Annotated in this window: 16 protein-coding genes; 14 read left to right on the top strand and 2 right to left on the bottom strand. The window is 66.6% G+C overall.

The annotated features are described in order from the left end of the window. The coding region (locus Q8814_RS20635) for a DsbA family oxidoreductase (protein ID WP_330153863.1) at positions 1-788 on the bottom strand (788 nt) is incomplete at its 3' end. A 210-nt stretch (positions 789-998) separates the two neighbouring features. On the opposite strand from Q8814_RS20635, the gene Q8814_RS20630 reads away from it, so the two are divergent. From Q8814_RS20630 to Q8814_RS20585, 10 genes are all read left to right on the top strand, one after another. Further along, positions 999-1,439: a hypothetical protein gene (locus Q8814_RS20630; RefSeq protein WP_330153862.1), complete on the top strand. Its 441-nt coding sequence runs from the start codon at positions 999-1,001 to the stop codon at positions 1,437-1,439. Next, positions 1,436-2,665 (top strand): NRAMP family divalent metal transporter, encoded by a 1,230-nt coding sequence (locus Q8814_RS20625; RefSeq protein ID WP_330153861.1) that lies wholly within the window; start codon positions 1,436-1,438, stop codon positions 2,663-2,665. The genes Q8814_RS20630 and Q8814_RS20625 overlap by 4 nt, the downstream gene beginning before the upstream one ends. Next, a complete protein-coding gene (locus tag Q8814_RS20620) occupies positions 2,662-3,105 on the top strand; it encodes a hypothetical protein (RefSeq protein WP_330153860.1) in 444 nt (147 codons plus the stop codon). Before Q8814_RS20625 ends, Q8814_RS20620 begins: the two co-directional genes overlap by 4 nt. Then, on the top strand, positions 3,092-3,409 hold the full coding sequence (locus Q8814_RS20615) for a PRC-barrel domain containing protein (RefSeq protein ID WP_330153859.1): 318 nt from the start codon (positions 3,092-3,094) through the stop codon (positions 3,407-3,409). Before Q8814_RS20620 ends, Q8814_RS20615 begins: the two co-directional genes overlap by 14 nt. A 54-nt stretch (positions 3,410-3,463) precedes the next feature. Continuing rightward, positions 3,464-3,997 (top strand): DUF2243 domain-containing protein, encoded by a 534-nt coding sequence (locus Q8814_RS20610; protein WP_330153858.1) that lies wholly within the window; start codon positions 3,464-3,466, stop codon positions 3,995-3,997. Further along, entirely contained in the window at positions 3,994-4,740 is a 747-nt protein-coding gene (locus Q8814_RS20605; protein WP_330153857.1) for a cytochrome c oxidase assembly protein, read from the top strand. Before Q8814_RS20610 ends, Q8814_RS20605 begins: the two co-directional genes overlap by 4 nt. A 64-nt stretch (positions 4,741-4,804) precedes the next feature. Beyond that, complete coding sequence (locus Q8814_RS20600; RefSeq protein ID WP_330153856.1) at positions 4,805-5,344, top strand: Dps family protein; 540 nt, start codon at positions 4,805-4,807, stop codon at positions 5,342-5,344. A gap of 27 nt (positions 5,345-5,371) precedes the next feature. Beyond that, complete coding sequence (locus tag Q8814_RS20595; RefSeq protein WP_330153855.1) at positions 5,372-5,599, top strand: hypothetical protein; 228 nt, start codon at positions 5,372-5,374, stop codon at positions 5,597-5,599. Continuing rightward, on the top strand, positions 5,584-6,669 hold the full coding sequence (locus tag Q8814_RS20590) for an NAD-dependent epimerase/dehydratase family protein (protein WP_330153854.1): 1,086 nt from the start codon (positions 5,584-5,586) through the stop codon (positions 6,667-6,669). Before Q8814_RS20595 ends, Q8814_RS20590 begins: the two co-directional genes overlap by 16 nt. 70 nt (positions 6,670-6,739) lie before the next feature. Continuing rightward, positions 6,740-7,009 (top strand): hypothetical protein, encoded by a 270-nt coding sequence (locus Q8814_RS20585; RefSeq protein WP_330153853.1) that lies wholly within the window; start codon positions 6,740-6,742, stop codon positions 7,007-7,009. Here Q8814_RS20585 and Q8814_RS20580 read toward each other — a convergent pair. Further along, on the bottom strand, positions 6,949-8,070 hold the full coding sequence (locus Q8814_RS20580; protein WP_330153852.1) for an iron-containing redox enzyme family protein: 1,122 nt from the start codon (positions 8,068-8,070) through the stop codon (positions 6,949-6,951). The two genes, Q8814_RS20585 and Q8814_RS20580, sit on opposite strands and share 61 nt — an antisense overlap. A 75-nt stretch (positions 8,071-8,145) precedes the next feature. Here Q8814_RS20580 and Q8814_RS20575 point away from each other — a divergent pair, with 75 nt between their 5' ends. The 4 genes from Q8814_RS20575 to Q8814_RS20560 form a co-directional block, all read left to right on the top strand. Continuing rightward, a complete protein-coding gene (locus Q8814_RS20575) occupies positions 8,146-9,003 on the top strand; it encodes an SDR family oxidoreductase (RefSeq protein WP_330153851.1) in 858 nt (285 codons plus the stop codon). 73 nt (positions 9,004-9,076) lie between these two features. Continuing rightward, entirely contained in the window at positions 9,077-9,499 is a 423-nt protein-coding gene (locus Q8814_RS20570; protein ID WP_330153850.1) for a ChaB family protein, read from the top strand. 102 nt (positions 9,500-9,601) lie between these two features. Continuing rightward, complete coding sequence (locus Q8814_RS20565) at positions 9,602-10,576, top strand: helix-turn-helix domain-containing protein (protein WP_330153849.1); 975 nt, start codon at positions 9,602-9,604, stop codon at positions 10,574-10,576. A 2-nt stretch (positions 10,577-10,578) separates the two neighbouring features. Beyond that, the coding region (locus Q8814_RS20560) for a dihydrofolate reductase family protein (protein WP_330153864.1) at positions 10,579-11,063 on the top strand (485 nt) is incomplete at its 3' end.

Raw genomic sequence — 11,063 nt, 5'->3', positions numbered from 1 at the left:
AGGTGATCACGTGGGGCCCTCTGGTTCGGATTCGATCTTCGCAAATCCAGTCCTACCAGGGGCCCTGCGTCCCTTCGTGATCCGGTACGACCCCATCCCAGCAAGATCAACTTACTGAGAAAACCTCGCTGCACCAACGTCTCGACCGCGCGTGGATCGTCGTGGTCGACGATCGGGAAACCGGCTCCCGGTTCGCCGATCCAGCGCAGCGAGATACCGGGGTTGTGGACGTCGGATCCGTCGGCGAGAAAGAAATGCGGACTGCCCTGCACCTGCGAGGCGTGTAACCGATAGTCGCGCATCATCATCCCACGCGCAGTGCCTGCGTCGAGGGTTTCGGCGAGGACGTCGACATCGACGCTCGGACACCCGGTGGCGATATCACACAGCTCGTGATGCAGGCAGATTGTGCGGCTGTCCCGGAAGAAAGCGAGTCGTATCGCCATGTCCAGTTCCTCGGCGGCGCGTAGCGATTGTAGTTTCGCGGCGTGTACGGCCTCGTCGGCAGGCAACGATGTGCTCGGCCACGTGGACGGATCGCGTTGCCACGGTTTCCAGCCGAAGTCGGGTTCGCATGCACCGAGCACCGGGATCTCCGCGTCCAGATACCGTTTCGGGATGGGAAAACGGTTGACGTCCTCGAGCGCGAACAAGCGATGATCCAAGCGTAGTTCGTCGGCCAGACCGGCCTCGTCGCGCGCCCGCAGAAAACGGATCAGCGCGACCGTCGACCACCCGCAAACCACATCGGTATAGACGACCACGGTGCCGGGTTCGACTGTTATCACAGTATTCTCCTTTGTCCTGTCGACACATCCGAGTGAGATCCTCGAAAGACGGGTGCCCATTGCCGACCAGGAAAAACTCCGTATGGAATCGGTTGCCGAGGAAGCTTTGCTGCGACAAGGGTTGACACGAAGAAGTGCGGGTATCCCGACCGAGTGCCGTCGAACGGCGGCCGAAGCGGAGCGATCGATCCGGTGTCGCAGGAGGCTCAGGTGCGTAATCGGCTCTGGCGTGCAGCGGTGGTTGCGGTCGCGGTGGTGGCGGCAGGTTGCTCGGGCGTGCCCGGCGGAGCAGAGGGCGACCTGTCGCGCGCGGCGGACACCGCCGCATCGTCGGCCGAAGCGGTCCGCATGGGTCTCGCACTCGACGTGGGGCAACGCACGACGCGTAACCACGCTGCCACCCTCGTGTCGGACTCGCTCGAGGAGGTACTCACCGCTCACGGCACCGTCGCGACTCTCGAAACCGCGACCGCGAGCGAGGCCGCACACCGCGATGCCCTGCTGGCACACCTCGACGAGGTGATCACGGTATTCGGTCGCACTCGCGAACACGTCTACAACGTGCCCGGAGCGCCCGACGCGGCAACACTCGACGGTGCGCTCGGCGACCTCGCCGACACCCTCGAGAGGTTCGGGGAGGGTGAGCGGTGAAGAAGCTGTTCGCTGTCGCACTCGGAATCCTCACGGCCATCGGGGGTTTCGTCGACATCGGCGACCTCGTCACCAATGCCGTGGTGGGGTCACGGTTCGGTTTGAGCCTGGTGTGGGTGGTGGTAGTGGGTGTGGTCGGCATCTGCCTGTTCGCGAACATGGCCGGTCGGGTGGCCGCGGTGAGCGGACGGGCCACCTTCGAGATCATTCGTGAGCGTCTCGGTCCGCGGGCCGCACTCGCCAACCTCGGCGCGTCGTTCTTCATCAATCTGCTGACACTCACCGCACAGGTCGGTGGTGTCGCGCTTGCCCTGCAGCTCGCATCCGGGGTCGGGCCCCTGATGTGGATGCCCGTCGCGGCATTCGCGGTGTGGCTCGTGATCTGGCGGGTGAAGTTCTCGGTCATGGAGAACATGGCCGGGTTCGCGGGACTCGCCCTGATCGTGTTCGCCGTCGCCCTGTTCCTGCTCGGACCCGACTGGGGAGACCTCGCGAACCAGGTAGTGGCCCCCGCCGTGCCGGAAAACGAGCAGGTGTCGGTGTACTGGTTCTACGCCGTCGCCCTGTTCGGTGCCGCGATGACCCCTTACGAGGTGTTCTTCTTCTCCTCGGGTGCCGTCGAGGAGCACTGGAGTGTGAAGGACCTCGGTCTTACTCGCGTCAATGTCTTGATCGGTTTTCCGCTCGGTGGCCTGCTGTCGTTGAGCATTGCCGCGTGCGCGACAGTGGTCCTGCTTCCTCGCGGGGTCGAAGTAGGTTCCCTGTCCGAGGTGGTACTTCCCGTGGCCGAAGCAGGCGGTCGCCTGGCCCTGGCTTTCGCGATCGTCGGAATCGTCGCCGCCACCTTCGGTGCCGCACTCGAGACGACCCTGTCCAGTGGATACACGCTGGCCCAGTTCTTCGGGTGGGCGTGGGGCAAGTTCCGGGCGCCCGTCGAGGCCGCTCGATTCCACGTCGTGATGATTGTGTCGCTGCTCGTGGGCCTGGCGGTGCTCGCCACCGGCGTCGATCCGATCATGGTCACCGAACTGTCGGTGGTGTTCTCGGCCGTGGCACTACCCCTGACCTATATTCCGATACTGATCGTCGCGAACGATCCCGAGTACATGGGCCAACACGTCAACGGACGCGTGGTCAATGCGCTGGGCGTGGCGTATCTGCCGGTGATTCTCCTGGCCTCGGTCGCGGCGATACCCCTGTTGATCATGACGGGAGCCGGAGGATGAAGTTGCGACTCACGAAGTCGAGACGGGCGAACCCACGACGGAAGCCGACCGACCTGCCGTCCCCGCCGACACGGGACCGGACCGTCGACGCGCGACTGCACGTGCTCGATCACCTCGTCGTCGACATCGACGACAAACCTGTCGCCGTGGTCGACGATCTCGAACTGACCGGTATCGAGACAGGAACCGACATCGATCCCGACGCACCGCCGCCGCGCGTCGACGCGATCCTCAGCGGCAATGCGCTTCCCACCCGCATCTTCGGTGGCAGGCCGCCGGATTCGCGGCTCGACCGCCTCGAATGGAACGACGTCGACCGCATCGGCGTATGCGTGCACCTGTCTGTCGAGGGCGCCCGGCTCGACCACCTGTGGGTCGAACGCTGGACCGCCGACCGTGTGATCGGCCGGATCCCGGGGGCTCGACATGCGGCTGAGTGATCTCCTCGGTATCCGGGCCCACGACGCCGACGGTCATCGACTCGGCACCGTCGTCGACGCGCGGTTCCGGGTCACGGACGGCCCGGAAACCCTCACTCTGGAAGGCGTGCTGGTCAGCCCGCACTCGGGCGGCTCGTTCCTCGGATACGAGCGCAGTACGGTCACTTCACCCGCGCTGATCGCCCGCTACCTGCGCTGGCGTCACCGCGGCGCGTTCCTGGTGCTGTGGCGCGATGTGCGGAGGCTCGACGAGCGGCGGATCGAGCTGCGTGAGGGCTACACGAAATACAGCGCCGTCCGCTGATACGAGTCCGTCTCCGGACGGATTGGCCGGGAGTGCACGGGGTAGCCGGAAGACATGACCCAGCGCGACGCTACGACACGCCCTGCCGGCGGAGCCGGCGCAACCGCACCTCGACGGCCCGAGCGCGGCCGCAACCTGCTCGCCGGCGCCCTGCTCGGCCTGGGGGCCGTCGCGATGATCGATGAGGTCGTGTTCCATCAGATCCTGCACTGGCATCACTTCTACGACCGCTCGACCACCGGTGCGGGACTTGTGTCCGACGGTCTGTTCCACGCGTTCAGCTGGTTCGCGACCGTCGCAGGGTTCTACCTGGTGGTGATGCTCGTCCGGCATCGCCGCTTGTGGATGCGTGCCGTCTGGGGCGGGTTCCTCACGGGCGCCGGGGTATTCCAGCTGTACGACGGGTTGGTGCAGCACAAGCTGATGGGCCTGCACCAGATCCGCTACGACGTCGACCTCCTACCGTACGACCTGACCTGGAACATCGTCGCCGTGGTTCTTCTCGTGGCCGGAGTGGCGTTGAGCGCGTCCACGTACCGAGATGCGGGGCAACCCGAAACCCGGCAGGCGGGAAGCGAACAGCGATGACCCACGTACTCGTGTGGTCGGTCGCGCTCTGCGCCGTCGTCGTCTACGCGACGGCCGCGGCGCGCACGCATGCGTGGCCACCGCTGCGCACCCTGTGCTGGTCGGCGGGGTGGTGCGCCCTGGTCGCGGTGCTGACACGACCCGGCCACGACGGCCACGACTTCGTCGCGCACATGGTCGAGCACGTGGTCGTGGGAATGGTCGTGCCGTTGCTGCTCGTGCTCGCCGCGCCCATGACCCTCGTGTTGCGCACGTTGCCGGTGACTTCGGCGCGGCACGTGTCGCGGGTGCTGCGCTCGGAACCGGTGGCGGTTCTCACGCACCCTGTGACTGCGGCGATTCTGAACATCGGCGGGTTGTGGCTCCTCTACCGAACGTCCCTGTTCGACCGGATGCAGGCAGACACCTGGGTGATGTGGGCCGTCACCTTCCACGTCGTCACCGCCGGCTATCTCTACACCTTCTCGCTCGTCGGTGTCGACCCCTCGCCGCGCCGCGCCGTCTTCGGCACCCGCGCGACCGTGCTGGTGCTGTCGATCGCGGCACATAATGTCCTGGCCAAGACCCTCTACGCCGACCCACCGGCGGGCGTGCCCGTCGAGCAGGCCGAGCTCGGCGCGCAGGTGATGTACTACGCCGGTATGCCGGTGGAGCTCGCACTGCTGGTGCTGCTGTGTCATCGGTGGGCGGCGCGCGATCGCGGCCCCGCCCTGTCGCTCGGTGCGACAGGGCCGCGAGTTTGAGAACGGGGCAGAGCGGGGTATGCGTTCGGCACACACCCGACAGCACGCTGGAGGAAATGTAATCATGTCGAAATACACGGTGCCCGGTCTCAGCGACACCGACGGCGCGAACGTGGCCCGCCTGCTTCAGGAACGGCTGAGCGCCTACAACGATCTGCACCTCACGCTCAAGCACATCCACTGGAATGTGGTCGGACCGAACTTCATCGGCGTGCACGAGATGATCGATCCGCAGGTGGAGCTCGTCCGCGGCTACGCCGACGAGGTCGCCGAACGGATTGCAGCACTGGGTGAATCCCCGAAGGGCACCCCCGGCGCCATCGAGAAGAACCGCACGTGGGACGACTACTCGGTGGGACGCGACACCGCACAGGCGCATCTCGGCGCTCTCGACCTCGTCTACGACGGTGTGATCACCGACAATCGGAAGGCGATCGAAGAGGTCGGCAAGCTCGACCCCATCACCGAAGACATCCTGATCGGTCAGACCGGTCAGCTCGAAAAGTTTCAGTGGTTCGTCCGCGCGCACCTCGAGAACGCCGCCGGGGTTCTGTCGAACGCCGCGGCCCAGACCGAGCAGAAGGCAGCCGAGTCGGCTCGTTGATGTCGGAAAGCCTGAGTGGAGGAAGCAATGAGCGAGGGTAAGCGCGAATTCGTCGCGCTCCGGCTCGACGAAGTCATCCACGAGTGGGAGGCGAACGCTCCCGCCGACGACGCCACCGCCGGCTCCGGGAAACCGGAGGGGCCGCTGGTGACCGCTCAACGTCATCGCGCCGAGATCGATACCGCGAGTGACGAGCGAGTGGACGAGATCGCCGCGGCCTACCCGCAGATCATCGAGGCATGGGAGTCGCGCTGAAACGGATAGTCGTCACCGGAGCGAGCGGCAACGTCGGCACCGCAGTGCTGCGCTGCCTCGCGAAACGTGCAAATTCACCGGAGATCTCAGCGATCGCGCGCCGGACACCCCCGGCGCGCGATCCCTATTCTGCCGCGACATGGGCGTCCATCGACCTCGCCGACCGGGACGCGCAGGACAGGTTGAGACCCCTCATGGCCGGGGCGGACGCCGTCGTACACCTCGCATGGGGCTTCCAGCCGTCGCACCGGCGGGAGTATCTGCGCCGCGTCGCTGTCGACGGCACCCGGGCAGTGTTCGCCGCCGCCGCGGAAGCGGGCGTTCCGCATGTTGTCCACATGTCTTCGGGCGCGGTCTACGAGGCCGGATCCTACGGCCGGCCGATCGACGAATCCTGGCCTGCCACCGGTGTTCCCCACTGTGTCTACAGCGTCGACAAGGTGGCTGCGGAACGTGCGCTCGACGAACTTTCCGCCGCGCCCGGCGGTCCCGTCCTGACACGACTGCGGCCCGGCTTCATCGGGCAGTACGCGGCCGGGATGGGGCTCGAGCGCTACGTCCTGCCGGACTTCGTGCCGAGCGCGATCACCAATCACCTTCCGGTACTGCCGATCGACCGGAGCCTGGCCATTCCCGCAGTACACTCCGACGACATCGCAACGGCCATCGACGCCGCACTCGAACGCCGAGCGGGAGGGACATTCAATCTCGCATCGTCCGTACCGGTGCGTGCGGCCGACTTCGTGGCGCCCTTCGGCTGCGGCACCGTACCGGTGCCGTGGCGCGTGCTGTCGTCGGTGGCCGAAGCTGCATGGCGCCTGCGGGTGCAACCCGTGGAGGGCGGCTGGATCGAACTGGCCTACACCACACCCATGCTCGACTGTGATCGAGCCGCGAGGATCCTCGACTGGACGCCCCGGCACGACGGTCCCGCGGTGTGGAAGGAAACAGTCGCCGGAATGCGCGCTGGTGTCGGCGCCGACAGTCCGGTGCTCCGCTCCCGCAGCACGCGAGAAAAGCTGGCGACGCTCGTCGAACGCGGCCCGATCGACCGTCGGATACCGTCCTAGACTGCATCCGCGCGCGGCGTCGGCACGCGAAAGCGTTTGGCAGATAAGCAGAAACGGGTATCAGCCGACCATGACGAACACATCGAGACATGAGCGCCCCACCACCGGCTCCCGGGCCGCGGGATGGATCGGCTACGGCTGCGTGCTCGCAGGCATCGCCGCCATCGCGATGGTTCTCGCCGCCGCGGGAGACGAATACCGGGGCTGGACAATAGTCGGCATCGTCGCCGCTGTCGTACTTTTCCTGGTCGGAGCGGTGATGATCACGATCAATTTCCGTCACCGGCGGATGCGTGGGGCGGGCGGTACCTCGACCCACGAACCCGGCGTGCTCGACTGAAACGTCCCTGGGTCCCGGCCTCCGGTCGGACAGCCCACGGGCTGACCGACCGCGGCAACGGGCGCGCGCAAGGACGTCGTCCCCGAAGACCAGTTTCCCAGCAGATGCCCGGCCAGCCGGCCTTCGAGGAACTCGGCGGCTTCCGCCCCGAACACGATATCGGTGGCACATGCCGGATCCCGAGCGACGAGATCCCCCACCACGTCGTGCCGCAACACCTGTTCGTGCACCGCGTCCGCTTCGATGTGCTCGGTGTAGAACGTGATGCACGCCTGCTCGGCGCCCAGCCGCTCCAGCGCCTTCGCCATCCGGCGCGCGCTCGGCGCGGTCGTGATCTCGGCGGCGGTGAACATACCGACAAGCATCGGTGTGTGTGCGCGGTGCAGCCCGCACAGCGACATGAAGTTGACGGTGGCAAGGGTGACGGCCGGGACGGCGTCGAGGTAGCCGAGATAGTCCTCGCGCAGACCGGCGGCCGTCAGCAGGTCGGCGTACAGGCGTGAATGCATTCGGTCCGCGCGGCCGCCGCCGTATTCGTCGAATTCGACTGCGACGAGCGCAGCCTTCGCGCGACCGCTCAACCGCGGAATCGCGAGGGCGTGGGGATCGGCTTCCTTGAGGTGATAGATCGAGCGGTGCACGAAGAACTCCCGCATCTGCGACCAGGTGCCCCGCTCGGCCAGTTCGTGCGATACCCCCCAGGCGTCCCGCGGTTCCCGGCACAGTCCCTCGAAGACCGCGTCCGGGTCGTCCCCGGCGGGCACGTCGGCGCGCAGGCGCGACAGGAACAGCCGTTCGAGTTCGGCGCGCAACCCCAGCGGTCCCGGCGCCCATTCCCAGGCGGCGTCCACCTCCGCGAATCCGCGGTAGTGCAGTTCGTACAGCACGGCCAGAGCCAGCTGGACATCCTCCCCGTACGGGTCCGCGCCGCCCACCGCGATCGGCCACGTTCCGCTGTCCGCCGGTCGCGCGAGCTGCTCGACGACCTCCGTGGAGATCGGGCCCCGGGGGGTGGGGAGGGACGCAGCGGAAAGATCGCAGGGTCGAATGGCATCAGGCATGGCAACCGGATACCCCGTCCGAACCCGGCAAAAACGGGCGCGTGTTTTCACCCCGGCGGCGGGGTATGCGGTCGCATGGACGATGACAAGGAACGCCCACCTCACACCATCGACTATCCCGGCGAGACCGCGGATATGGCCGAGCAGCCCCGAGACGAGATGCGCGGTTACCGCGGCCGCGATCTGCTCGCGGGACGCAAAGCGCTGATCACCGGAGGCGATTCCGGTATCGGGCGAGCCGTCGCAGTGGCCTTCGCGAAGGAAGGCGCCGATGTTGCCATCGCCTACCTCGAAGAACAGCAGGACGCCGAGCACACCGCGGATCTCGTCCGGCGGGAGAGCCGCTCGTGTCACCTGTATCCCGGTGACCTGGCAGACGCGCAGCATTGCCGGACGGTGGTCGCCGACGCGGCTGCCGCCCTCGGTGGCCTGGACATCGTGGTCAACAACGCCGGTACCCAGCAACCGGTCGACGACTTCGCGGATCTCGACGACGAACAGTGGCGGCGCACCTTCGCCGTGAACATCGACAGCTTCTTCCACGTCAGCAAGGCAGCGCTCGCGCACCTTCCACCCGGATCGGCGATCATCAACACCGCCTCGATCAACGGTTTGCGCGGCAACAAGACGCTGATCGACTATTCGGCGACGAAGGGAGCCGTCATCGCGCTGACCTACTCCCTGGCGCAAGCTTTGAGCGACAGGCAGATTCGCGTCAATTGTGTGGCCCCGGGGCCTGTCTGGACGCCACTGATCCCGGCGACGATGGATGCGGAAAAGGTCGCCGAGTTCGGGCAGCAGGCACCGTACGGCAGGGCCGCGCAGCCGGACGAGATCGCCCCTTCGTATGTGTTCTTCGCGTCGGACACGATGTCGTCGTACTACAGCGGTGAGGTTCTTGCCCCGATCGGGGGTGAGACGTTGCCCGGATGAGCGGGACGGCGGCATATGCAGCTGCCGCGCAGTCACCTCCGAACAGGCACGACGGGACAGGAAGGACACCGATATGCCCAAGACCGAGAAATCCGGCGCTCCCGATCGGAGCGAGCTTCCGAGTACCCTGCGCCGATCCGAGGAGAAGGCGCAGCGGACCTTCGCCGAGGCACATGATTCGGCGCTCGAGCAGTACGGCGACGAGGAACGCGCGTACCGCGTCGGTTACGCAGCGCTCAAGCACAGCTACGAGAAGGTCGGGGACCACTGGGAGGCCAAGTCCGGCCGGGGTCCCTCGGACGAACGCGCCGAGAGTGGAGGACCGGACGCCGGCGGCGAGACACACGAAGGTGTGAACGCGAACGCCACCAAGGAGCATCTTCTCGACGTTGCGCGCCGCCTCGACATCCGCGGTCGCTCGAAGATGACCAAGACAGAACTCGTCGACGCGATCGAGAAGGAGAACCGTCGCGCGACGGCACGGGCACGAAAGTAACGACGGGGTGGTGCCGTGCCCCGCGCCGTGCCGGATGCGAGGGGGCGAGGTGGAGCAAGAACGGTCAAGCACGCTCCTGCCCCGGCAGGTCAGACTGTTGTCATGACCGGATCCCGGCGCGATCGGCTGCGTGAACTGCTCGACGCTGTGCTCGACGAGAACAACGCAACCCTCGACGACATGGCACACGGGGCCTACGCGTCACCGTGGCACTTCAGCCGTCAATTCAGCCTCGGCACAGGAGAATCCCCGGTCGCATTGCGTCGTCGGGTGATGCTCGAGCGGGCCGCGTGGCAGCTGCGCTCGGGAGCCGGGGTCACCGAGGCGGCGTTCGCTGCCGGTTACGACTCGGTCGAGGGTTTCAGCCGGGCATTCAGCCGCGCCTACGGATACCCGCCGAGTGTTTTCGGCACCCGCGACCTTCCACCGACACCCGTCGCGCACTGGCTGCCGGCCCCCAACGGCGTGCACTTCCACCCACCCATGCATCTGTGGGTGGAGGACGAAGGTCTGCAATCCGGCCGCCGGGACCATGCGGCGGCGCAGGTGACCGCTCAGCTGGTCCATCACGATCTCGACGACACCCGACTCCTGCTCGAGTTCGCGCGCGACCTCGACCACGACGAGTACACCCGCCCTCGGTTTCCCGGACTGACGGTGCTCGAGTGGGACGGCCCGGACGAATCGATCGCGGAGGTGCTCGGCAATCTCGTCTGGAGCAAGGAAATCTGGCTCGCGTCGATGGCCGGAGCGGATCAGCCTGTGCGCGGCGATGCCGACGTTGCGGCATTGCAGGCGCGGTTCGACGTCGTCGCCCCGCAGTGGGCGGAGACCGTCCGAGACATCGAGCGGCGCGGAGCGTGGGGCGATCGGCTCATCGATGCGCTGTGCGTGCCTCCCGAGAGCTTCGTGCTGGGCAGCGTGATCGCGCACGTTCTCACATTCTCGGCGCACCGGCGGCAGCTGGTGCGTCACATGCTGCGGGCAGCCGGCCGCACAGTCGATCACGGCGACCCCATCGAGTGGCAGCGGGGCGTCACACCGGAAGCAGTTCCACCCGAGCAGGAAAGGGCTTGACCATGACGCGAATGATCTTCTACACCGCGGCAACTCTCGACGGGTTCATTGCCACCGAGGACCATTCCCTGGACTGGTTGTTGTCGAGGCGGACCGAGGACGACGGCCCGGCGGGGTACAACGAATTCATTGCCGGCATCGGGGCGATGGTGATGGGTGCCTCCACGTACCGATGGATTCTCGACCATGCGGGAGAAGACAAGTGGGAGTACGACCAGCCGTGCTGGGTGTTCACGCATCGCGACGACCTGCCTGTCGCGAAGGGACCGGACGGGCCGGGGGACATCCGGTTCACACAGGCCGATGTGCGCGAGGTCTATGCCGAGATGGCCGAGGCTTCCGACGGTCGTGATCTGTGGATGGTCGGCGGGGGAGATCTGGCGGGGCAGTTCGCCGACCGCGGCCTGCTCGACGAACTGATCGTGTCGATCGCGCCGGTCACGATCGGCGCGGGAAGGCCGCTGCTGCCTCGTTATCTGGAGCTGCA

Origin of the sequence: Rhodococcus chondri (genome assembly GCF_036327435.1) — a bacterium.
GTDB classification, from domain to species: Bacteria; Actinomycetota; Actinomycetes; order Mycobacteriales; family Mycobacteriaceae; genus Rhodococcus; species Rhodococcus chondri.
This window is presented reverse-complemented; position numbering and strand designations above follow the sequence as displayed.

Coding starts and splice junctions, on each gene's coding strand:
- Q8814_RS20620 (WP_330153860.1), top strand. CDS start 2,662: ATGAAGTTGCGACTCACGAAGTCGAGACGGGCGAACCCACGACGGAAG.
- Q8814_RS20615 (WP_330153859.1), top strand. CDS start 3,092: ATGCGGCTGAGTGATCTCCTCGGTATCCGGGCCCACGACGCCGACGGT.
- Q8814_RS20610 (WP_330153858.1), top strand. CDS start 3,464: ATGACCCAGCGCGACGCTACGACACGCCCTGCCGGCGGAGCCGGCGCA.
- Q8814_RS20605 (WP_330153857.1), top strand. CDS start 3,994: ATGACCCACGTACTCGTGTGGTCGGTCGCGCTCTGCGCCGTCGTCGTC.
- Q8814_RS20600 (WP_330153856.1), top strand. CDS start 4,805: ATGTCGAAATACACGGTGCCCGGTCTCAGCGACACCGACGGCGCGAAC.
- Q8814_RS20595 (WP_330153855.1), top strand. CDS start 5,372: ATGAGCGAGGGTAAGCGCGAATTCGTCGCGCTCCGGCTCGACGAAGTC.
- Q8814_RS20590 (WP_330153854.1), top strand. CDS start 5,584: ATGGGAGTCGCGCTGAAACGGATAGTCGTCACCGGAGCGAGCGGCAAC.
- Q8814_RS20585 (WP_330153853.1), top strand. CDS start 6,740: ATGACGAACACATCGAGACATGAGCGCCCCACCACCGGCTCCCGGGCC.
- Q8814_RS20580 (WP_330153852.1), bottom strand. CDS start 8,070: ATGCCTGATGCCATTCGACCCTGCGATCTTTCCGCTGCGTCCCTCCCC.
- Q8814_RS20575 (WP_330153851.1), top strand. CDS start 8,146: ATGGACGATGACAAGGAACGCCCACCTCACACCATCGACTATCCCGGC.
- Q8814_RS20570 (WP_330153850.1), top strand. CDS start 9,077: ATGCCCAAGACCGAGAAATCCGGCGCTCCCGATCGGAGCGAGCTTCCG.
- Q8814_RS20565 (WP_330153849.1), top strand. CDS start 9,602: ATGACCGGATCCCGGCGCGATCGGCTGCGTGAACTGCTCGACGCTGTG.